This is a genomic window from Frigoribacterium sp. AC759, from assembly GCF_979256015.1.
Window position 1 is genome coordinate 120,566 of record NZ_CEEDMT010000002.1, and the last position, 21,238, is coordinate 141,803.

Sequence of the window (21,238 nt, forward strand, 5' to 3'; positions counted from 1 at the left end):
ACGGTGACCCTCTTGTACCTGGTGCGACACGGTGAGACCGACTGGAACCGCGCGCGGCGCATCCAGGGCGCGACCGACATCCCCCTGAACGACCTGGGGCGGTCGCAGGCCCGCGAGACCGGCGACCTCCTGTCGCGGAGGCGGGTGACCGCGGTCGTGGCGAGCCCCCTCGTGCGCGCCGCCGAGACGGGCGCGATCATCGCCGACGTCCTGGGGCTCCCTGCTCCCCTGCACGTCCCCGCGATCGCCGAGCGCCGCTACGGCGAGGCGGAGGGCCTGACCGGAACCGAGGTCGAAGCCCGTTTCCCGGCGGGCACCCCCGTGCCCGGACGCGAGAGCCGCACCGACCTGGTGGCCCGGGTGCTGCCCGCCCTGGCCGACATCGCCCGCAGGCACGACGGCGGGCTCGTCGTCGTGGCCACGCACGGAGCGGTCATCCGCGCCGTGGTCAACCACGTCTCCCCCGACACGGAGGCGCATGCGGGCATCCCGATCCGCAACGGATCGATCCACTCGTTCGCCTCCGACGGGGGCGATCTGGTGCTGCGCGAGTTCGACGACCCGATCGAGGTCGAGTCCGAGCGACCCGGCACGTTCGACTTCGACTATCAGAACGCCCTCGAGTCGGAGGCCGGCGGGCGCGACTGAGTCGGCGCCTCCTCGGAGGGGTCAGCTGCGGGTCGTGGTGCCGCGCGCCGCCGAGACCGACTCGAGCACGTCGGCGAGGGCCGACGCCGAAGCGTCCCAGGAGAATCGCGCGGCCTGGGCGATCGAGGCGGTCGACCGGGCGGCCCACTCGCGCTCGAGCCGACGCACCGCCGCGGCGATCGAGGCCGGCGACTCGGGGTCGAAGTAGACCGCGGCCTCGCCGCCGATCTCGCGGAAGATCGGGATGTCGCTGACCACGGCAGGGGTGCCGAGCGCCATCCCCTCGACCAGGGGGATGCCGAAGCCCTCAGCACGCGAGGCCGTCACGACCGCCGTCGCACCGAGCAGCACGTCGCGGTACTCGTCGTCGCTCGCGCCGTCGTGGAACACCAGCGACCCGGCGGGGGCCAGGGCCGACAAGGAGGCGCGCTCGCGTTCCGACACCCGGCTCATCAGATGCAGCCGGTACCCGTCGAGCAGCGGAAGCGCCCTCGCCAGCGCCGACACGTTCTTGTACGGCATGAACGAGCCCATGTAGACGAGGTCGCGGTGACGAGGCGCCGCGCGTGGGGGCGCGGCCTCGACCGGGTCCGCCGCGTTGGTCACGACCGTGACGGGTCGGCGGGTGAGTCGGTGGAGGCGCATCTCGTCGAGGGTCGTCCGGCTGACGGTCACGACGGCATCGGCACGGTTCAGCAGCAGTCGCTGCGGCCACCAGGCGAGGTGGTACAGCCGCCAGAGCAGCCGGATCGGCAGGGCGAACTCGGGGGGCGGCGTGCGGTTGGTGTAGTAGATGAGGTCGTGCAGCGTGAGCACGAGCGGGTAGCGGCGCCCGAACGAACCCATCGTCTGCATGGGCGACCACACGACGTCGGGTCGCAGACGGTTCACCTGCAGCGCCACGAGGGGCTCGAGGGGACTCGTGGGCGCGCTGACGAGCACGTGCGGTCGATCGGGCAGCTTGTCGAGCTGCCGGGGGTCGCTCACGAGCAGGGTCACGTCGTGGGTCGTCGCCAGGGCCCCGACCACCCCCGCGGTGAAGCGGCTGATGCCGTCATGGCGCCCGACCCTGATGTAACGGCAGTCGACGACGACCCTCATCGCACGAACGCCTCGACGGCGGCGGCGGCCTCGCGGGGCTTCTCGTAGTGGATGAGGTGACCGACCCCGTCGATGACGGCGAGGGTCGCGTCGGGGAAGAGCGCCCGGAGCTCGTGCTGCGCGGGCAGAGCCGTGATGTCGTCGCGATCGGCCGCGACGAGCAACGTGGGCACGTCGACGCCAGCCGCGTACGTGCTGACATCGCTCGAGACGGAGGCGCGGAAGGCGTCGAGCACGACGCGGCGGTCGGAGAACCGCGAGAAGTACGAGTCGTGCTGGTCGTGGATCCAGCGCCGCAGACCGCGGTCGTGCGTCTTGACCATGGCGAGACTCGTGAACCGCGTGACGAGAGGGCTCTGCAGGGCGGCGAGCCCGGAGCGCTCGGGCAGTGCGGCCCCCGCCCAGTAGTAGAAGACGGCCAGGCGCGTCACCACGCCCCTCGGGCCCTGCAGCGCCGGCGCCGCGATCGGATTGACGAGGACGAGCCGGGAGGCGCGGAGCCCGGAGGCGACGGCGGCCGACGTCACGATCGACCCGAAGGAGTGACCCAGCACGACGACGTCGTCGCCGAGACCGATCGACTCGACGAACGCGGTCAGCCAGGCCGCGTAGGCCTCGACGCTGTGCTCGCTCGCGAGCGGCGACGACTCGCCGAAGCCGGGAAGGTCGGGCATGATCACCCGGACCCCGGTGAGATGCGCCACCACGGGCTCGAGACCGTGGTGATCGCCGCGGAAGCCGTGGACGGCGACCACGGTGACCCGCGCCTCCTCGGGGCCCACGGGCTCGTACGTCCAGTAGCGGGTCGAGCTGCCGGCGACCTCGGCGACCCGCTCCTCGACATCGAACGCCGCGAGGCGCGAACGGTAGGGCGACGGGACGCGGGGCTCTCGGACGATCACCCCGCGAGTCTACGAGCCGCACCTTGAACCCGACGCGCGAAGGGACGCGAGCCACCGTAGAGTTGCACGCGTGAGCTTCACTGCCCCGATTCAGCAGCCCGGACTGACCCTCGACCCGAACTGGCACCGTCGTGCCGTCTTCTACGAGGTGATGGTCCGCTCGTTCGTCGACAGCAACGGGGATGGGGCGGGCGACCTCCAGGGTCTGCACTCCCGCCTCGACTACCTCCAGTGGCTCGGGGTCGACGCGCTCTGGCTGCCGCCGTTCTTCCAGTCGCCGCTCCGCGACGGCGGGTACGACATCGCCGACTACAAGTCGATCCTGCCCGAGTTCGGCACGCTCGACGAGTTCCGCGACCTCGTCACCAAGGCGCACGAGCGCAACATGCGCATCGTCATCGACATGGTGCTGAACCACACCTCCGACCAGCACGAGTGGTTCCAGCAGAGCCGCGAAGACCCCGAGGGCCCCTACGGCGACTTCTACGTCTGGCGCGACACCGACGACGAGTACGAGAACATCCGCGTCATCTTCGTCGACACGGAGGAGTCGAACTGGACCTTCGACCCGGTGCGACGCCAGTTCTTCTTCCACCGCTTCTTCTCGCACCAGCCCGACCTCAACTTCGAGAACCCCGCCGTCCAGGAGGCCGTCTTCGACGTCGTGCGCCACTGGCTGTCGATGGGCGTCGACGGTCTGCGACTCGACGCCATCCCGTACCTCTTCGAGACCGAGGAGGGCAACGGCGAGGGCGAGCCCGCGACCCACGAGTTCATCAAGCGCCTGCGCGCGATGGTCGACGAGGAGTTCCCGGGGCGGGTGCTCATCGCCGAGGCCAACCAGTGGCCCGCCGAGACCGCCGCGTTCTTCGGCACCGAAGACGAGCCCGAGTGCCACATGGCGTTCGACTTCCCCGTCATGCCCCGCATCTTCTACTCGCTGCGCGCCCAGCACGGCGGCGAGCTGAAGCGGATCCTCGCCGAGACCACCGAGGTGCCCCCGGGCGCCGCCTGGGCGGTGTTCCTCCGCAACCACGACGAGCTCACCCTCGAGATGGTCAGCGAGGAGTACCGGCAGGCGATGTACGGCTGGTACGCCTACGACCCCCGCATGCGCTCGAACATCGGCATCCGTCGTCGCCTCGCGCCGCTGCTCGACAACTCGCGCGCGGAGCTCGAGCTCGTGCACGCCCTCCTGTTCGCGCTGCCGGGCAGCCCGTTCCTGTACTACGGCGACGAGATCGGCATGGGCGACAACATCTGGCTGCCCGACCGCGACTCGTCGCGCACGCCCATGCAGTGGACGCCCGACCGCAACGCCGGCTTCTCGACCGCCGACCCGGGCAAGCTGTTCCTGCCCGTCGTGCAGTCGCTCGTCTTCAACTACAACCTGGTCAACGTCGAGAGCCAGCTGGCGCAGTCGCGCTCGCTGCTCCACTGGATCCGCAACGTGATCCACGTGCGGAAGGCGCACCCCACCTTCGGCATGGGGACCCTGTCGGTGCTCGACACCGACCACGAGTCGGTGCTCTCGTTCGTCCGCTCGTACGAGGGGTCCGAGACGCAGTTCGGCGACTCGGCCGAAGACATCCTGTGCGTCTTCTCGTTCGCTCACAACCCGACGTCGGTCACGATCCACGCCCCGCAGTTCGCGGGTCGGACGCTCTACGACCTCTTCGGCGGAGCCCAGTTCCCCTCGTTCGACGACGAGGGTCGCGTGACGCTCACCCTCGGCACGCAGGCGTTCTTCTGGCTCCACGTCGGTGACGTGCCGAACACCGGTCAGGGCGTCGTCGGTGGTGCCTCGTAAACTCGAGGCGTGACCGACACCGACCTCTCCCCGAACGCACCGTCTGACGAGGCGGTCTCCGGCGACGGATCCGCTGGCGGCGGGTTCGCGGCCGGGCCGGTGCCGTCCGAGTGGTGGAAGGCGCTCGGGGTCTTCGACCTCGAGACGACCGGAATCGACGTCGAGACGGCTCGCATCGTCACGGCTCACGTCGGCCTGATCGACGCCGACGGCACGAGCATCGCGCACGGCGCCTGGCTCGCCGACCCGGGTGTCGAGATCCCCGAGCAGGCGAGCGCGGTGCACGGCATCTCCACCGAGCAGGCCCGTGCCGAGGGGCGCCCCGCGGCCGAGGTCGTCGCCGAGGTCGTCGCCGCGGTCCGTGCGGTGTTCGCCCGCGGAGTCCCGCTGGTCGTCTACAACGCGCCGTACGACCTGACCCTCCTCGACCGTGAGGCGCGTCGGCACGGCATCGAGCCGCTGGGCGACGTCAGCACCATCGGGTGCGTCGTCGACCCGCTCGTCATCGACAAGGCCGTCGACCGGTACCGCAAGGGGAAGCGCACGCTCGAGGCCGCCGCCGGCGTGTACGGCGTCACCCTCGACGACGCTCACGATGCCGGGGCGGATGCCATCGCGGCCGGCCGGGTGGCCCAGGCCATGGCCGAGAAGTTCCCCGATCAGCTGGCGGTCCCGTCGACCCGGCTGCACGATCTCCAGATCGACTGGTGCCAGACCCAGGCCGAGAGCTTCCAGCAGTACATGCGTCGCAGCAAAGACCCGACGTTCGTCGCCTGGGGCGACTGGCCGCAGCGGCCGATCAGCGGCTGAGTCCGCCGCCGACACTCCGACTGCGGGCGCCGCGACCTGCACGAGCGGCTGCATCCGCAGAAGGCCGTCCCCAGGCGCGCGAAACGGGGCGGCCCACCGAAGTGGACCGCCCCGTCAGGCGGAAGAGATCGAGGTCTACTTGCCGAAGTTCTTGTAGCGCGAGTTGAACTTCTCGACGCGACCGGCCGAGTCGAGGATGCGCTGCTTGCCCGTGTAGAACGGGTGCGACTCGGACGAGATCTCGACGTCGATGACCGGGTAGGTCTCACCGTCGAGCTCGATGGTCTTGTCGCTCGTCGTCGTCGAGCGCGTCAGGAACGTGGCGCCCGATGCGAGGTCGCGGAAGACGATCGGCTTGTACTCGGGGTGGGTGTCGGTCTTCATGATTGTCCTAGGTCTAGCGAACGAGTGATGGAGTGGATGTCTGGGGACGTTTCCGTCGGCGGCCACGAGACCTGAGTCTCGGACCAGCTATGAACGATACCAGACGAGAGGCCGGGAACGCAGGAGGCGCGGGTCAACCGGCCGCGCGCGCCGAGTATCGCCCGTCGCGCACCTCGACCTCGAGCGAGACGCCGAACGTCGCACCGAGCGTCTCGGCCGTGAGGACCTCGGCGAGCGGCCCGGCCGCGACGACCGAGCCGTGATCGAGGAGGAGCGCGTGGGTGAAACCGCGGGGCACCTCCTCGACGTGGTGCGTCACCATGACGATGGCAGGCGCGTCGTGCGACTGCGCGTACCCGGAGAGCATCTGGAGAAGCTCCTCACGGGCGCCGAGGTCGAGGCTCGCGGCGGGTTCGTCGAGCAGGAGGAGCTCGGGGTCGGTCATCACGGCCCGGGCGATCTGCACCCGCTTCTGCTCGCCGTCGCTCAGCTCGCCGAAGGTGCGATCCGCCAGGTGATCGAGGTTCCATTCGTCGAGGACGCGATGGGCACGGCGCACGTCGACGTTCTCGTACTCCTCGTTCCAGCGGCCGGTCACCGAGTAGGCGGCGGTCAGGACGACGTCGACGACCTTCTCCTTCGGCGGGATCCGACGGGCGATCGTCGTCGACGCGAACCCGATGCGGGGGCGGAGGTCGAAGAGGTCGACGGAGCCGAGGTCTCCGCCGAGCACCTCGGCGGTGCCGGAGGACGGGTGCGACTGCGCCGCGGCGACCTGCAGCAGCGAGCTCTTGCCGGCGCCGTTGGGGCCGAGCACGACCCAGCGTTCGTCGGACTCGACACTCCAGCTGACGGTGTCGACGACGGCTTTGCCGCCCCGGACGATCGAGACATCGGACAGCTTCAGGACGGTAGGCATGACCCCAGCCTATCGACGGAGTCCGGCGTAGACCCCGAGGGTCCGCTCGGCGATCCGCGACCACGAGAACTCCGCCTCGGCGCGCATCCGGCCGGCTCGACCCATCAGCTTCGCGAGGCCCGGGTCTGACACGACGTCGGTGAGGATCCCCGCGAGGTCCCGGACGAAGCGATCGGGGTCGGTGGGCGTCCCCGTGCCGTCCTGCGCCTGGTCGAGGGGGACGACGCGCCCGGTGAGTCCGTCGGCGACGACCTCGGGGATGCCGCCGGTGCCCGAGCCGACGACGGGCACGCCGCAGGCCATGGCCTCGAGGTTCACGATGCCGAGCGGCTCGTAGATCGAGGGGCAGACGAAGGTCGTCGCCGAGGTGAGCACGGCGCTGAGCTCGTGCCGCGGGAGCACGCGATCGATCCAGACGACGCCGGTCCGCGCCTCCTGCAGCTCGTGCACGAGGGCCGTGACCTCGGCCATGATCTCGGGGGTGTCGGGGGCTCCGGCGCAGAGGACGAGCTGGACCTCGGGAGGCAGGAGGCGCGCGGCGCGGAGCAGGTACGGCAGACCCTTCTGCCGCGTGATGCGACCGACGAAGACCACGGACGGGCGGTCGGGGTCGATGCCGAGCGACCGGACGACGTCGTCGTCGGTGACGGGGCGCCAGGCGTCGAGGTCGATCCCGTTGTAGACGACGCTGACCTTGCCCTCGTCGATGGTGGGGTACGACCGCAGGATGTCGCGGCGCATGCCCTCGCTCACCGCGATGACCGCATCGGCGGTCTCGTAGGCCTGACGCTCGATCCAGCTCGACACACGGTAGCCGCCGCCGAGCTGCTCGGCCTTCCAGGGGCGGAGGGGCTCGAGGCTGTGAGCGGTCAGCACGTGCGGCACGTCGTGCAGCATCTGCGCCAGCTGGCCGGCCGCGTTGGCGTACCAGGTGTGGCTGTGCACGACGTCGGCACCGGCGACGTCCTGGGCGGCGAGGAGGTCGCTGCCGAGGGTCCGCAGAGTGGGATTCGCCGACGCGAGGGCGGGGATCTCGGGGTAGCCCGTCGTGCCCGGCTCGTCGTCGACGTCGCCGAGGGCGCGCACACGCACGTCTATCGACTCGCGCAGGGCCTTGACGAGCTCGACGACGTGGACGCCGGCGCCTCCGTAGACGTTCGGCGGATATTCCTTGGTGATGACATCGACTCGCACGAGAGTCACCGTAGTCGTGCCGCGACGAAACGTGCCATTCTGACCTCATGGCATCAAAGAAGATCTTCGGCATCGTCCTCGCCGGCGGCGAAGGCAAGCGACTCATGCCCCTGACGGCCGACCGGGCGAAGCCCGCCGTGCCGTTCGGCGGCAACTACCGTCTGGTGGACTTCGCCCTGTCGAATCTGATCAACTCGGGTCTCCGTCAGATCGTCGTGCTGACGCAGTACAAATCGCACAGCCTCGACCGGCATGTCTCGCAGACCTGGTCCATCGAGGGGCTCCTCGGGGCGTACGTCGCCTCCGTCCCCGCCCAGCAGCGTCTCGGCAAGCGGTGGTTCGCCGGCAGCGCCGACGCCATCCTGCAGAGCCTGAACCTCCTCCGCGACGAGAAGCCCGACATCGTCGTCGTCGTCGGGGCCGATCACGTCTACCGCATGGACTTCTCCCAGATGATCGAGGCGCACATCGCCTCGGGTGCCGGCGTCACGGTGGCGGCGATCCGCCAGCCCATCTCCCTCGCCGACCAGTTCGGCGTCATCGAGGTCGACTCCGACGACCCGACGCGCATCGGGCGCTTCCTCGAGAAGCCGAAGGACGCGGTCGGTCTGCCCGACTCCCCCGACGAGATCCTCGCGTCGATGGGCAACTACGTGTTCGACGCCGACGTCCTGATCGACGCGGTGCTGCGCGACGGCGAGAACGCCGACTCCGACCACGACATGGGCGGCGACATCGTCCCCGACTTCGTCTCGCGGGGCGACGCGGCCGTCTACGACCTGAACCGCAACGAGGTCCCGGGCTCGACGGAGCGCGACCGCTACTACTGGCGCGACGTCGGCACGATCGACTCGTTCTACGACGCGCACCGCGACCTGATCTCGGCGTTGCCGATCTTCAACCTCTACAACACCGACTGGCCCATCTTCAGTCAGCAGCTGAACTCGCCTCCGGCGAAGTTCGTGCGCGACGGGCACGGCAACCTCGGCTCGACCATCGACTCCATCGTCTCGCTCGGCTCGCTCCTCTCCGGCGCGCACGTCGAACGCAGCGTGCTCGGGCCGTGGAGCACGCTCGACTCCGGCTCGAAGGTCATCGACTCGGTCGTGTTCGAGAGGGCCCACATCGGGCCGAACGCGACGGTGAACCGCGCGATCCTCGACAAGGACGTCGTCATCGCCGAGGGCGCGTCGGTCGGCGTCGACCACGAGGCCGACCGGGCCCGCGGCTTCACGGTGACCCCGTCCGGCATCACCGTCGTCGGCAAGGGCGTGCGGGTCGACCAGTAGGCGACGAGCACGCTGGCGGCACCCCTAGGCTGAGCGGGTGCCGCGCTTCCTGACCGTCCTCGACGTCGACTCCACGCTGATCCGCGACGAGGTCATCGACCTCCTCGCCGAGGCGGCCGGCTCGCGAGACGAGGTCGCCCGCATCACCGAGAGCGCGATGGCGGGCGAGCTCGACTTCGCCGAGAGCCTCGCCGCCCGCGTCAAGACGCTCGAGGGGCTGCCGGTCTCGGTCGTCGACGACGTCGTCGCCCGTGTGCGTCCGACTGCGGGCGCGGCGGAGCTCGTGGCCGGGTTGCACCGGCACGGCAGTCGTGTGGCCGTGGTGTCCGGCGGGTTCCACGAGACCCTCGACCCGCTGGCCGAGTCGCTCGGTCTCGACCGGTGGCGCGCGAACCGACTCGACGTCGCCTCCGGGCGGCTCACCGGCGAGACGACCGGGCCGATCGTCGACGCCGCGGTCAAGGCGGAGTGCCTGACGGCCTGGGCGACCGAGTTCGGCATCCCCCTCGGTCAGACGATCGCCGTCGGCGACGGGGCCAACGACCTCGAGATGATGCGCGCCGCGGGGCTCTCGATCGCGTTCAACGCCAAGCCCCGGGTGCGGGCGCAGGCCGACCTCGTGGTGGCCGACCCGGAACTCTCGCAGGTGCTCGCGGTCATGGGCCTGTCGGGCCGCTGACCAGCCGAGGAGGCGCGGTGCCGATATCCGAGCCGCGCCTCCTCGGTCTCCGCTCCGGTCAGTGACCCATGCCGAGACCGCCGTCGACCGGGATGACCGCACCGGAGATGTACGCGGCGTCGTCGCCGGCCAGCCAGGTGATCGTGCGGGCGACCTCGGTCGCCGTCCCGTAACGCCCGGCGGGGATCGACTTCTTGTACTCGGCCTGCTTCTCGGGCGCCAGGACGGCCGTCATGTCGGTCTCGACGAAGCCGGGGGCGACGACGTTGGCCGTGATGCCCCGGGCGCCGACCTCGCGGGTGAGCGAGCGCGCGAAGCCGACGAGCGCGCTCTTCGACGCGGCGTAGTTCGCCTGACCGGCGCCGCCGTAGAGACCGACGACGCTCGAGACGAGCACGATGCGGCCGAAGCGCGCCTTGAGCATGTTCTTCGACGCGCGCTTGACGACGCGGAAGGCCCCGCCGAGGTTCGTGTCGACGACCGACGAGAAGTCCTCTTCCGTCATGCGCATCAACAGGACGTCCCTCGTGATTCCCGCGTTCGCGACGACGACCTCGACCGGGCCGAGCGCGGCCTCGACGGTCGTGAACGCCGCGTCGACCGATTCGGGGTCGGTCACGTCGGCGACGACGGTGAGGGAGCCCTCGGGGCCGGACCCGCTGCGGGCGGTGACGGCCACGCGGTGCCCGGCGGCGACGAACTCCTCGGCGATCGTGTAGCCGATGCCGCGGTTGCCTCCCGTGACGAGGACGGTACGGGGCGTGGTCATGGGAGTCTCCTCGGGGCGAGCTGAAGGGGGTGGTCCGCAGGCCGATGATGCCCGGACCGCCCACCAGCCTACTGTCGGCTACAGGGCTTAAGATCGCTCGAGGCGCCCGCCCGAGACGCACACAGAGTCCGTGAGTGAATTGAAGACATCGCAACCGATCACCTCGCTACCGCCGTCGCCGGCCGACGATCGCCATGCCCGCATGATCCGCTACCTGGTGGCCATGGGCATCCGCATCGTCTGCATCGCGCTGTGCTTCGTGATCCCCCTCAGCTGGTGGACGCTGCTCCCCGTCGCGGGAGCCGTGCTCATCCCCTACTTCGCCGTGGTGCTCGTGAACGTGGGCCACGACCCCGGTCAGAACGTCGAGCGGCCCGGCGCAATCGAGACGTACCGTCAGCCCGAGCAGCCGTGGGCACCTCCCACCGCGACACCCAGCTGGCACGAGCCGAGCAGCGACGACGGATCCGAGCGGCGGGGCCGCGGAGGCACGGCCTGATGCTCGGTCTCGGTGATGTCGGGCCCGATCGCGTCCAGTGCTCGCGTGCCGGCTGCACCGCGGTGGCGACCCGGTCGGTCAACTGGCGGAACCCCAAGATCCACGGTCTCGAACGCGTCAAGGTCTGGTCGGCCTGCGACGAGCACGTCGACTATCTCAGCGACTTCCTCCTGGCGCGCGACTTCCCCGTCGTCGTCACGGCAGCGGGTGTGACCGTCGACTCGGTCGGAGCCGCGACGTGACCGGTTGGCGCGCGGTCCTCTCGAAGAAGTGGCTCGGATACCTCGGTGTGGTCGTGGCCTTCGCCCTGATCTGCGCCATGCTCGCCAACTGGCAGTGGAACCGGCACGAGGAGAAGATGGCGGTCGTCCATCAGCTCGAGCAGCGCTACGACGCGGCGCCCGTGTCCGTGGCGGAGGCTCTGCCGTCGCTCGACTCGTACGATGCGGCCGACGAGTGGCAGCCCGTCGAGATGACGGGTCGCTACCTGGTCGACGAGACCCTGCTCGTCCGCAACCGGCCGTACAACGGCCAGCCGGGGTTCGCCGTCCTCGTGCCGTTCCGCATCGACGGCGGCGACGTCTTCGTCGTCGACCGCGGCTGGGTGCCCACCGGCAACGACCAGGACGCCCCCGACGAGATCCCCGCGCCGCCGTCGGGCGAGGTGACCGTGACGGCGCGGCTCAAGCCCGGCGAGCCGGCCGTCGGCGATCGCACCGCGGTCGCAGGCACGAACCAGATCGCCACCATCCAGCTCAGCGAGGTGCAGAAGCAGGTCGACGGGGCCATCTACTCGGCCGCGTACGGCCAGCTCATGGCTGAGAGCCCGACGCCGGCGACGGCTCCCGTCAAGTACGCCGAACCCGAGATCGACACCGGTCTCAACCTGTCGTACTTCGTGCAGTGGATCATGTTCGCCGCAGGGGCGTTCCTGTTCCTCTTTTACGTGATCCGCCAGGAGCAGCGGAACACCCGGGCCGACGCCGAAGAGGCGCTGGAGGACGGCGACGACGAGCGAGCCGACGAACGGCGCCGACGTCGCGCGGCCCGGCCGCGCCATGACGACGACGTCGAAGACGAGATCCTCGACGCCGTCGGTCGCTGACGCTCGCCCTCCCCCGTCGCGACGCTGCGGATCAGGCCAGGTTGATGAGCTCGCTGTAGTCGGGCGTCCAGTGGTCTTCGGTGCCCTCGGGCATGATGAGCACGCGCTCGGGATTAAGCGCCTCGACGGCGCCCTCGTCGTGACTGACCAGCACCACGGCGCCCTCGTAGTTGGCCAGGGCGTCGAGGATCTCGAGTCGGCTGGCGGGGTCGAGGTTGTTCGTGGGCTCGTCGAGCAGCAGCACGTTCGCGCCGGAGACGACGATCATCGCGAGGGCGAGTCGGGTCTTCTCTCCGCCCGAGAGCACCCCGGCCGGTTTCGCCGAGTCGTCTCCCGTGAAGAGGAACGAACCGAGCACGCGCCGCGCCTCCATCTCGGTGATGTTCGGCGAGGACGAGACCATGTTCTCGAGGACGCTGCGCTTGACGTCGATCGTCTCGTGCTCCTGGGCGTAATAGCCGACACGGAGACCGTGACCCGGCTCCAGCTGCCCGGTGTCGGGTTCGTCGACACCCGCGAGGATGCGCAGCAGCGTGGTCTTGCCCGCACCGTTCAACCCGAGGATGACCACCTTCGAGCCTCGGTCGATCGCGAGATCGACGGCGGTGAAGATCTCGAGAGAGCCGTAGCTCTTCGAGAGGTTCGAGGCCATCAGCGGGGTCTTGCCGCAGGCGACCGGTGTCGGGAACCGCAGCTTCGCCACACGGTCGACCGCGCGGACCTCGTCGAGGCCCGCGAGCAGCTTCTCGGCACGGGCGACCATCTGGTGGGCCGCGGCGGCCTTCGACGCCTTGGCGCCGAATCGAGCCGCCTGCTTCTGCAGCGCGCTCGCCTGCTTCTCGGCGTTCGAGCGCTCCTTCTTGCGGCGCTCCTCGTCGGCGGCGCGCTGGCGCTGGTAGTTGCGCCAACCCATGTTGTAGATGTCGATCGCCTGGCGGTTGGCGTCGAGGTAGAACACGCGGTTGACGACCTCCTCCACGAGCTCGATGTCGTGACTGATCACGATCACGCCGCCCTGGTACGTCTTGAGGTACTCGCGGAGCCAGACGACGGAGTCGGCGTCGAGGTGGTTCGTCGGCTCGTCGAGGATCATCGTGTCGGCCGCGGAGAAGAGGATGCGCGCCAGCTCGATGCGTCGACGCTGACCGCCCGAGAGGGTCGACAACGGCTGCTCGAGGATGCGGTCGGGCAGGCTGAGGTTGCTGGCGATCGATGCGGCCTCCGCCTCGGCCGCGTATCCGCCGAGCGCGTTGAAGCGATCGTCGAGATCGCCGTAGCGCTTCATGGCCCGGGCCGCGACCGCCGGGTCGTCGCTGCCCATCTCCATCGAGGCCTCCTGGATGCCCAGGAGGATCTGGCCGAGGCCGCGGGCGTCGAGGATGCGCGTGCGGGCGAGGTCCTCCGGGTTGCCGCTGCGAGGGTCTTGAGGGAGGTAGCCGATCTCGCCGGTCTTCTCGATGGAGCCCCCGGTCGGCAGGGTCTCGCCGGCCAGCGTCTTGGTCATGGTCGTCTTGCCGGCGCCGTTGCGACCGACCAGGCCGATCTTGTCGCCCTTGTCGACGCGGAACGTCACATCTTCCATCAGCAGGCGCGCGCCGACGCGAATCTCGAGGTCGTGCACGGAAAGCACAGCAGAAGTCCAATCGATTGGGGAGATGTCCACAACGCCGCCCGCCGTTGGGTCGCCCCTAAAATGATCACATCGTGTCGTGAGGGGCCGTGCGCATGGGCGTCGACCCGCCCTCAGGCCGATCAACCTACCCATTCTAGGAGACTGCATGACGAACGCCACCGCATCGACCTCACGACCGGTGCTCGCCGACCGGTTCGTGACCTCCAGCCGAGCGACCGATGCGGCTCTCGTGCTCGGTGGCGTCGCCGTCGTCTCGGTGCTCGCTCAGGTCCAGGTCCCCCTCTGGCCCGTGCCCGTCACCGGTCAGACGCTCGGGGTCATGCTCGTCGGTGCGAGCCTCGGCGCCCGCCGCGGTGCGCTCTCGCTGCTCACCTACCTCGTGCTGGGTGTGGCGGGGCTGCCGATCTTCGCCGAGTTCTCCGGCGGTCCGCTCAGCGTCCTGAAGCCGAGCTTCGGCTTCATCATCGGCTTCGTGCTCGCCGCCGGCCTCATCGGCTGGCTGTCCGAGCGCGACTGGGACAAGAAGTGGTTCCGTTCGGCGGCCGCGTTCTTCGCCGCGAGCCTCGTCCCCTTCGTCGTCGGACTCCCCTACCTGGCCGTCGTGCTCGGTCAGCTCGGATTCGCCGCCGACCTGCAGAGCGTGCTGGCCGCGGGCCTCTACCCGTTCATCGTCGGCGGCGTGGCCAAGTGGCTCATCGCCGCCGCAGCGCTGCCGGTGGCGTGGCGGGTGCTCGGACGACGCGACCGCTAGGAGGCGTCCTGCGGGGCGCGACCCGCGCCTCCTCGGAGGCACGTCGGGTTCTCCCCGGACGACGAAGAACCCCTGACCACCACAGTGGTCAGGGGTTCTTCGTCGTCGTCGTGGATCAGATCGAGAAGCCGATCGAGCGCATCATGTCGCGACCGTCGTCGGTGATCCGGTCGGGGCCCCACGGCGGCATCCACACCCAGTTGATGCGGAACGCGTCCACGACGCCGTCGAGGGCGTTCGCCGTGTCGCCCTCGATGACATCGGTGAGAGGGCATCCGGCGGATGTCAGCGTCATGCTGATGATGAGCGCGTTCTCGTGCTCTTCGTCCATGGCGAGGTCGTAGATCAGACCGAGGTCGACGATGTTGACACCCAGCTCGGGGTCCACGACCTCTTTCAGCGCCTCGGCGACCTCGTCGAACTTCTCGGGTGCCAGTGCGACGGCCATGGTCAGTTCACCGCCGCAGCGGCCTCGGCGGCGGCTGCGGTGACGTAACGGTCGTAGCCCTCGTCCTCGAGGCGGTCGGCGAGCTCGGGCCCGCCCTGCTCGGCGACGTGACCGTCGACGAAGACGTGCACGAAGTCGGGCTTGATGTAGCGGAGGATGCGCGTGTAGTGCGTGATCATCAACAGCCCGAGACCCGTGTTTGCCTTGGCCCGGTTGACACCCTCGGAGACGATCTTCAGAGCGTCGACGTCGAGACCGGAGTCGGTCTCGTCGAGTACCGCGAACTTGGGCTTGAGAAGCTCGAGCTGCATGATCTCGTGACGCTTCTTCTCGCCGCCGGAGAACCCCTCGTTGACGTTGCGCTCGGCGAACGACGGGTCCATCTTGAGGTCCGACATGTGCGTCCGCAGGTCCTTGACCCAGCTCCGGATTGCAGGCGCTTCGCCGTCCAGGGCGGTCTTGGCCGTGCGGAGGAAGTTCGCGACCGTGACGCCGGGGATCTCGACGGGGTACTGCATCGCGAGGAACAGACCGGCCTTGGCGCGCTCGTCGACGGTCATGTCGAGCACCTCGCGGCCGTCGAGGAGGATGGAGCCGCCGTCGACGTTGTAGCGCGGGTGACCGGCGATCGTGTAGGCGAGGGTGGACTTGCCGGAGCCGTTGGGCCCCATGACGGCGTGGATCTCGCCCTCGTTGATCGTCAGGTCGACGCCCTTGAGGATGGGCTTGACACCCTGATCGGTGTCGATGCTGACCTTGAGGTCTCGGATCTCGAGTGTGGACATGATGCGTTTTCCTTACTGTGCGACGCCCGCCGGCGAAGGCGTGGCACTGGTGTCGACGTAGACGTCGCCGTCGACGACGGAGACGGCGAAGACCGGGACGGGTTCGTAGGCGGGGAGGGTGAGCGGCTTGCCGGTCGTGAGCTCGAACTTGGAGCCGTGGGCCCAGCACTCGAGGGTGTCGTCCTCGACGAAACCCTCTGCCAGGGAGATGTCTCCGTGGGTGCAGGTGTCGCCGATCGCGTGGATCGTGCCGGCGCTGTCCTTCACGACGGCGATGGCGACCCCGTCGACGACGACGCGGAGCGCCTGTGACGGCGTGACGTCGTCGACTCCGCAGATCTTGACGCTCATCGGGTGACCGCCCCGGTTCCGGGAGCCGAGGTGAGCTCGACCTCGAGAGCCGCGATCAGACGATCCTGGAGCTCGGGCTCGCCGATCTTCTGGACGACCTCGCTGAGGAACCCGAGGACCACGAGGCGACGTGCCTCGTCTTCGGAGATGCCGCGCGACTGCAGGTAGAACAGGTGCTCGTCGTCGAAGCGACCCGTGGCGCTGGCGTGACCCGCGCCCTGGATGTCACCGGTCTCGATCTCGAGGTTGGGGATCGAGTCGGCCCGCGTGCCCTCGCTGAGCACCAGGTTGCGGTTCTGCTCGTAGCTGTCGGTGCCCGGTGCGGTGCGCCCGATCAGGACGTCGCCGATCCAGACCGTCCGAGCGCCCTCGCCCTGGAGCGCGCCCTTGTAGTTGACCCGGCTCCGCGAGTTCGGCGCGTCGTGGTTCACGTACACCTGCTGCTCGAGGTGCTGGCCCGCGTCGGCGAAGTAGACACCGTAGAGCTCGGTGTCGGCGCCCTGGCCGGCGAGATGCGCCGACGGGTTGACCCGCACGATGGACCCGCCGAGGCTGACGACGAAGTGCTTCAACTGCGCGTCGCGCCCGATCGTGGCGAAGTGACTGGCGAGGTGCTCCGCGTCGTCGTCCCACTCCTGGAGCGTCACCACGGTGAGGTGGGCGCCGTCGTCGACCACGATCTCGACGTTCTCGACGAGTCGCGCCGAGCCCGTGTTCCGCAGAACGACGAGAGAGGTCGTGTGGGCGGCGGCGTGGATGACGGTGTGACCGGCGCGCGGTTCGCGGTCGAGCCCCGAGCGACCGATGGTCACCGTGGAGGGCTCCTCGCCGGTCAGTTCGACGAGGAGGACTTTCTCGACGCTCGCCCAGGCGTTCGCCGAGGCCTTGTCTTCGGGAGTTCCGGCGGTGCCGACCCGTGCATGGGACGCGTCGACCCAGTCGACCGTCGCCCCGCCCGTCTCGCGGGCGAGATAGGCGTAGGGGGAACCGTCGAGAGGACCGTCGATGAGGGGACGGAGGCGCGCGACCGGACTGAGCTTCCAGTCGACCTCGCGACCGGTCACGTCGGGGAAGGCCGCGGGATCGGTCGACGAGAAGCGACCTGACCGGGTCTGGACCGGTACGAGACCCCATCCGCCGTCGGTGTGGGCTCCGGCGCCGTGCTGGACGCGTTCGGAGGTGCTGCTGTCTGTGGTGGTGGGTGCTGCGGCAGACATCTAGCCGACGGATCCTTCCATGCTCATCTCGATGAGCTTGTTGAGTTCGAGCGCGTACTCCATGGGCAGCTCTCGGGCGATGGGCTCGATGAAGCCGCGCACGATCATCGCCATGGCCTCGTCTTCGGCCATGCCGCGCGACATCAGGTAGAAGAGCTGCTCTTCGCTGACCCGCGACACGGTCGCCTCGTGACCGAGCTGGACGTCGTCGACGCGGATGTCGATGGCAGGGTACGTGTCGGATCGGGAGATCGTGTCGACCAGCAGAGCGTCGCAGCGGACGGTGTTCGCCGAGTGGTGCGCGGACGGGTCTACGCGGATCTCGCCGCGGTAGCCGGCGCGGCCGCCTCCACGGGCGATGGACTTCGACACGATGGAGGACGTCGTGTACGGCGCCATGTGGACCATCTTCGCGCCGGCGTCCTGGTGCTGGCCGGGGCCCGCGAAGGCGACGGAGAGGGTCTCGCCCTTGGCGTGCTCGCCCACCAGGTAGATGGACGGGTACTTCATCGTGACCTTGGACCCGATGTTGCCGTCGATCCACTCCATCGTCGCTCCCTCGTGAGCGATGGCGCGCTTGGTGACCAGGTTGTACACGTTGTTCGACCAGTTCTGGATCGTCGTGTAGCGGACGCGGGCGTTCTTCTTGACGACGATCTCGACGACCGCCGAGTGCAGCGAGTCGGACTTGTAGATGGGAGCCGTGCAGCCCTCGATGTAGTGCACGTAGCTGTCCTCGTCGGCGATGATCAGCGTGCGCTCGAACTGACCCATGTTCTCCGTGTTGATACGGAAGTAGGCCTGCAGGGGGATCTCGACGTGGACGCCCTTGGGGACGTAGACGAAGGACCCGCCCGACCAGACGGAGGTGTTGAGCGCCGCGAACTTGTTGTCGCCGGCCGGGATCACGGTCCCGAAGTACTCCTGGAAGAGCTCGGGGTGCTCGCGCAGGGCCGTGTCGGTGTCCATGAAGATGACACCCTGCTGCTCGAGGTCCTCGCGGATCTGGTGGTAGACCACCTCGGACTCGTACTGCGCGGCGACACCGGCTACGAGACGGTTGCGTTCCGCTTCGGGGATCCCGAGCTTCTCGTAGGTGTTCTTGATGTCGTCCGGGAGGTCGTCCCAGGTGGTCGCCTGCTTCTCGGTGGAGCGGACGAAGTACTTGATGTTGTCGAAGTCGATGCCGGAGAGGTCTGCTCCCCAGGTCGGCATCGGCTTCTTCTCGAAGAGGGCGAGCCCCTTGAGGCGGTTCTTGAGCATCCACTCGGGCTCGTTCTTGAGCGCCGAGATGTCCGAGACGACCTCGGGTGACACGCCGCGCCGCGCCGAGGCGCCCGCCGCGTCGGAGTCGGCCCAGCCGAACTCGTACTGGCCCAGGCCTGCGAGCTCTGGTCGATCGATCAACACGTCTGACATCTCTAACCTCTTCCTTCTGCCGGAGCGAACACGGGGAGACGGATGACCATTCCCACGCCCTTCCTGCGAGCGGGCCCCGTCGGGATCCGCTCTTGTTGTGGCTCAGCCACTCGCGACGCGAGGCGACCACACCGGCGGCCGTCACCCGCACCTCTACAACCTTATTCACGGTCGGATGACAGGTGCGCGTTGCCTAGACTCGTTCTTCGTAGGGCGGCCAAGCCGCCGTACTCACATCGGTCCGAGCAGACCATGTGCGTCGACGTCGACGCCATACCGGGTTGTGTTCCTGAACCCGTTGATTCTACAGGTCGAAGCGCCGAAAGCGACGAAAGGCAGCAGTTCGTGAGCAACACACAGGTGGGTCCGGTCGGAGTGCTGTCGCGCGTCAGGTCGTGGCTGCCGACGACGGTCGACCGACGGGTCCGCATCATCGCCTGGGCGTCGTTCGCCTGCCAGGTCCTCCTGATCGGCACAGGAGGCGCGGTCCGGCTCACCGGGTCGGGTCTCGGCTGCCCCACGTGGCCGCGGTGCACGCCCGAGTCGTTCGTCAGCACCCCCGAGATGGGGATCCACGGCGTCATCGAGTTCGGCAACCGTCTGCTCACCTTCGTGCTCACGATCGTCGTGATACTCGCGTTCCTGGCCGTCATCCGGATGCGCGCCGTCCGACGCGACCTCTTCGTCCTGACGCTCATCCAGGGTCTCGGCATCCCGTTCCAGGCGGCTCTGGGCGGCGTCACGGTGCTGACGGGTCTCAACCCCTACATCGTGGGTGCGCACTTCGTCGTGTCGATCTTCCTCGTCGCGCTGACGACCGTGCTCCTCTGGCGCGTCTTCAAAGGACCACGCGGGGCGTACGCGGCGACGTCGAGCGGCTACGCCCGACTCGTGCACGTCGCGGCGGCCGTCGTCGGCGTCACGGTGATCGTCGGCATCCTCACCACGGGATCCGGTCCGCATGCCGGCGACGCCGCCACACCTCGCAACGGACTCGACCCGGCCGTCATGGATCACGTCCACAGCTGGCCGGCCTACGCCACGCTCGCCCTGACCATCGCGATCGTCGTGTGGACCATCAGGGCCGGTCTCCCCCGGCGGTTCCCCGTCCTCCTGCTGGGCGTCGAACTCGTCCAGATCGCCGTCGGCATCACCCAGGCCCGCACCGGTCTTCCGCCCGTGCTGGTCGGAAGCCACATGGTGCTGTCGGCGCTGCTCGTGGCCGCCATGACCGCGGTCGTCCTGTCTCTCAAGAACGACCAGGCGCCCGACGAGATCGACGCTCCGATGGAACGGGACGTCGCGCGGATCTGATCTGCTCTCGGACCGGCTCAGAAGGCCAGGAGCGGGTCGATGCCGACCGCCAGGAAGAGCAGCGTGAGGTACGTGATCGAGCTGTGGAAGACCCGCATGGGTCGGACCTCGGCCACCTGCTGGATCGCGCGGCTGTACAGCCGGTGGGACTCCCAGATGAACCAGAGTCCGCTGGCGACGGCCACGACCGTGTAGAGGACGCCCATGCCGGCGACGGGGATGAGCAGCAGCGAGCAGACGACCGTGGCCCAGGCGTAGAGGATGACCTGAAGCCCGACGATCGATCGACCGCGCACCACGGAGAGCATGGGCACCTCGGCTGCCGCGTAGTCGTCGCGGTACTTCATCGACAGCGGCCAGTAGTGGGGCGGCGTCCAGAGGAAGATCACCATGAAGAGGATGACCGGCGCCCAGGTGAGCGAGTTCGTCACCGCCGCCCAGCCGATCAGTACGGGCATGCACCCGGCGATGCCGCCCCAGACGATGTTCTGAGGCGTGCGACGCTTCAGCCAGAGCGTGTAGACGACGACGTAGAAGAGGATGGCGCCGAGCGACAGAGCGGCGGACAGCAGATTGACCGTCAGGGCGAGCCACGCGATCGACGCGACACCCACCACGTACGAGAACACGAGCGCCTCGCGATCGGACACCTCGCCAGTCACGAGCGGGCGACCCTGCGTCCGCTTCATGATCCGATCGATGTCGCGATCGATGTAGCAGTTGAAGGCAGAGGCCGAGCCCGCGCTCAAGGCGCCACCGATCAGCGTGGCGGCGACGAGCCACAGATTCGGCACCCCGCCCTGCGCCAGGAACATGGTCGGCGCCGTGGTGACGAGCAGGAGCTCCATCACGCGTGGTTTCGTGAGGGCGACGTAGGCCCGAGCCTTGCGACGGATGCCCCGGGGTTCGGTGTCGGGGCGGGTGTCTACGGCTGCGGTCATGAGTCCTCTAACGAGATGAGCGGATTGCTCGAAAAGTCTAGGCGATGATCGTCGGCGGTGACGGTTCTCTGGGAGTCACATGCGGGCAGGACCGGCATGTTCGTCCCTATACTGACAGGTGCTTGCCAGTCGTACGCCCGTTCGGCGCTGGAATCTCCGACATCGGAACCCATTTCCCCGTCTTGATCCCACCCTGCGGTGTGCGTTCGACCGAAGCCGACGACGTCTCGGCAGGCGCATGTCAGCGCGGGAGCGAATCGACCCCGCGCA

At 68.8% G+C, this 21,238-nt stretch carries 23 protein-coding genes; 10 read left to right on the forward strand and 13 right to left on the reverse strand.

Features of this window, described 5'->3' with window-relative positions:
• The first annotated feature begins 3 nt into the window (after positions 1 to 3).
• The gene (locus ACZ6JE_RS03475) at positions 4 to 648 is read left to right on the forward strand and encodes a histidine phosphatase family protein (RefSeq protein WP_192060379.1); all 645 of its coding nucleotides are present in this window, start codon (positions 4 to 6) and stop codon (positions 646 to 648) included.
• A gap of 21 nt (positions 649 to 669) precedes the next feature.
• Here ACZ6JE_RS03475 and ACZ6JE_RS03480 read toward each other — a convergent pair whose 3' ends face one another.
• The gene (locus tag ACZ6JE_RS03480) at positions 670 to 1,749 is read right to left on the reverse strand and encodes a glycosyltransferase family 4 protein (protein ID WP_243213449.1); all 1,080 of its coding nucleotides are present in this window, start codon (positions 1,747 to 1,749) and stop codon (positions 670 to 672) included.
• Complete coding sequence (locus ACZ6JE_RS03485) at positions 1,746 to 2,651, reverse strand: alpha/beta fold hydrolase (RefSeq protein ID WP_243213447.1); 906 nt, start codon at positions 2,649 to 2,651, stop codon at positions 1,746 to 1,748. The genes ACZ6JE_RS03480 and ACZ6JE_RS03485 overlap by 4 nt, the downstream gene beginning before the upstream one ends.
• 70 nt (positions 2,652 to 2,721) lie before the next feature.
• Here ACZ6JE_RS03485 and treS point away from each other — a divergent pair, with 70 nt between their 5' ends.
• Together treS and ACZ6JE_RS03495 are read left to right on the forward strand one after the other, a co-directional pair.
• Positions 2,722 to 4,461, forward strand: coding sequence for a maltose alpha-D-glucosyltransferase (gene treS, locus ACZ6JE_RS03490; RefSeq protein ID WP_192060377.1), 1,740 nt, complete (start codon positions 2,722 to 2,724; stop codon positions 4,459 to 4,461).
• Between the two features lie 99 nt (positions 4,462 to 4,560).
• Positions 4,561 to 5,271: an exonuclease domain-containing protein gene (locus ACZ6JE_RS03495; RefSeq protein WP_192060591.1), complete on the forward strand. Its 711-nt coding sequence runs from the start codon at positions 4,561 to 4,563 to the stop codon at positions 5,269 to 5,271.
• Positions 5,272 to 5,406: 135 nt separating this feature from the next.
• Here ACZ6JE_RS03495 and ACZ6JE_RS03500 read toward each other — a convergent pair whose 3' ends face one another.
• From ACZ6JE_RS03500 to glgA, 3 genes are all read right to left on the reverse strand, one after another.
• A complete protein-coding gene (locus ACZ6JE_RS03500; RefSeq protein ID WP_192060376.1) occupies positions 5,407 to 5,655 on the reverse strand; it encodes a type B 50S ribosomal protein L31 in 249 nt (82 codons plus the stop codon).
• A gap of 133 nt (positions 5,656 to 5,788) precedes the next feature.
• On the reverse strand, positions 5,789 to 6,574 hold the full coding sequence (locus ACZ6JE_RS03505) for an ABC transporter ATP-binding protein (protein ID WP_243213446.1): 786 nt from the start codon (positions 6,572 to 6,574) through the stop codon (positions 5,789 to 5,791).
• A 9-nt stretch (positions 6,575 to 6,583) separates the two neighbouring features.
• A complete protein-coding gene (gene glgA / locus ACZ6JE_RS03510; protein WP_320478912.1) occupies positions 6,584 to 7,768 on the reverse strand; it encodes a glycogen synthase in 1,185 nt (394 codons plus the stop codon).
• 47 nt (positions 7,769 to 7,815) lie between these two features.
• On the opposite strand from glgA, the gene ACZ6JE_RS03515 reads away from it, so the two are divergent.
• Entirely contained in the window at positions 7,816 to 9,057 is a 1,242-nt protein-coding gene (locus ACZ6JE_RS03515; protein WP_464318227.1) for a glucose-1-phosphate adenylyltransferase, read from the forward strand.
• 37 nt (positions 9,058 to 9,094) lie between these two features.
• Complete coding sequence (gene serB / locus ACZ6JE_RS03520; protein WP_464318228.1) at positions 9,095 to 9,736, forward strand: phosphoserine phosphatase SerB; 642 nt, start codon at positions 9,095 to 9,097, stop codon at positions 9,734 to 9,736.
• A 58-nt stretch (positions 9,737 to 9,794) separates the two neighbouring features.
• Here the strand turns inward: serB and fabG are convergent, their stop codons facing one another.
• Complete coding sequence (gene fabG, locus ACZ6JE_RS03525) at positions 9,795 to 10,505, reverse strand: 3-oxoacyl-ACP reductase FabG (RefSeq protein ID WP_192060371.1); 711 nt, start codon at positions 10,503 to 10,505, stop codon at positions 9,795 to 9,797.
• A gap of 130 nt (positions 10,506 to 10,635) precedes the next feature.
• Between fabG and ACZ6JE_RS03530 the strand changes: the two genes are divergently transcribed.
• The 3 genes from ACZ6JE_RS03530 to ACZ6JE_RS03540 are packed head-to-tail and all read left to right on the forward strand — an operon-like array spanning position 10,636 to position 12,109.
• Positions 10,636 to 11,004 (forward strand): DUF3099 domain-containing protein, encoded by a 369-nt coding sequence (locus ACZ6JE_RS03530; RefSeq protein ID WP_308196137.1) that lies wholly within the window; start codon positions 10,636 to 10,638, stop codon positions 11,002 to 11,004.
• Positions 11,004 to 11,246, forward strand: coding sequence for a hypothetical protein (locus ACZ6JE_RS03535; protein ID WP_243213438.1), 243 nt, complete (start codon positions 11,004 to 11,006; stop codon positions 11,244 to 11,246). The genes ACZ6JE_RS03530 and ACZ6JE_RS03535 overlap by 1 nt, the downstream gene beginning before the upstream one ends.
• On the forward strand, positions 11,243 to 12,109 hold the full coding sequence (locus ACZ6JE_RS03540) for an SURF1 family cytochrome oxidase biogenesis protein (protein ID WP_192060369.1): 867 nt from the start codon (positions 11,243 to 11,245) through the stop codon (positions 12,107 to 12,109). The genes ACZ6JE_RS03535 and ACZ6JE_RS03540 overlap by 4 nt, the downstream gene beginning before the upstream one ends.
• Before the next feature lie 31 nt (positions 12,110 to 12,140).
• Here the strand turns inward: ACZ6JE_RS03540 and ACZ6JE_RS03545 are convergent, their stop codons facing one another.
• Positions 12,141 to 13,739 (reverse strand): ABC-F family ATP-binding cassette domain-containing protein, encoded by a 1,599-nt coding sequence (locus tag ACZ6JE_RS03545; protein WP_192060368.1) that lies wholly within the window; start codon positions 13,737 to 13,739, stop codon positions 12,141 to 12,143.
• Between the two features lie 148 nt (positions 13,740 to 13,887).
• On the opposite strand from ACZ6JE_RS03545, the gene ACZ6JE_RS03550 reads away from it, so the two are divergent.
• Positions 13,888 to 14,493, forward strand: a complete 606-nt coding sequence (locus ACZ6JE_RS03550; protein ID WP_243213435.1) for a biotin transporter BioY — start codon at positions 13,888 to 13,890, stop codon at positions 14,491 to 14,493.
• A gap of 115 nt (positions 14,494 to 14,608) precedes the next feature.
• Here ACZ6JE_RS03550 and ACZ6JE_RS03555 read toward each other — a convergent pair whose 3' ends face one another.
• The 5 genes from ACZ6JE_RS03555 to sufB are packed head-to-tail and all read right to left on the reverse strand — an operon-like array spanning position 14,609 to position 18,713.
• Positions 14,609 to 14,941: a metal-sulfur cluster assembly factor gene (locus ACZ6JE_RS03555; protein WP_192060366.1), complete on the reverse strand. Its 333-nt coding sequence runs from the start codon at positions 14,939 to 14,941 to the stop codon at positions 14,609 to 14,611.
• Between the two features lie 2 nt (positions 14,942 to 14,943).
• Entirely contained in the window at positions 14,944 to 15,726 is a 783-nt protein-coding gene (gene sufC / locus ACZ6JE_RS03560) for a Fe-S cluster assembly ATPase SufC (protein ID WP_243213432.1), read from the reverse strand.
• A gap of 12 nt (positions 15,727 to 15,738) precedes the next feature.
• Positions 15,739 to 16,077, reverse strand: a complete 339-nt coding sequence (locus tag ACZ6JE_RS03565) for a non-heme iron oxygenase ferredoxin subunit (protein ID WP_192060364.1) — start codon at positions 16,075 to 16,077, stop codon at positions 15,739 to 15,741.
• On the reverse strand, positions 16,074 to 17,294 hold the full coding sequence (sufD, locus tag ACZ6JE_RS03570) for a Fe-S cluster assembly protein SufD (RefSeq protein WP_464318229.1): 1,221 nt from the start codon (positions 17,292 to 17,294) through the stop codon (positions 16,074 to 16,076). The genes ACZ6JE_RS03565 and sufD overlap by 4 nt, the downstream gene beginning before the upstream one ends.
• Positions 17,295 to 18,713: a Fe-S cluster assembly protein SufB gene (gene sufB / locus ACZ6JE_RS03575; RefSeq protein ID WP_192060362.1), complete on the reverse strand. Its 1,419-nt coding sequence runs from the start codon at positions 18,711 to 18,713 to the stop codon at positions 17,295 to 17,297.
• Between the two features lie 345 nt (positions 18,714 to 19,058).
• Here sufB and ACZ6JE_RS03580 point away from each other — a divergent pair, with 345 nt between their 5' ends.
• A complete protein-coding gene (locus tag ACZ6JE_RS03580) occupies positions 19,059 to 20,027 on the forward strand; it encodes a COX15/CtaA family protein (protein ID WP_243213428.1) in 969 nt (322 codons plus the stop codon).
• A 17-nt stretch (positions 20,028 to 20,044) separates the two neighbouring features.
• Here ACZ6JE_RS03580 and ACZ6JE_RS03585 read toward each other — a convergent pair whose 3' ends face one another.
• Positions 20,045 to 20,968 carry a heme o synthase gene (locus ACZ6JE_RS03585; RefSeq protein WP_192060360.1) on the reverse strand — a complete coding sequence of 308 codons (924 nt, stop codon included), beginning with the start codon at positions 20,966 to 20,968 and terminating at the stop codon, positions 20,045 to 20,047.
• Positions 20,969 to 21,238 lie beyond the last annotated feature (270 nt).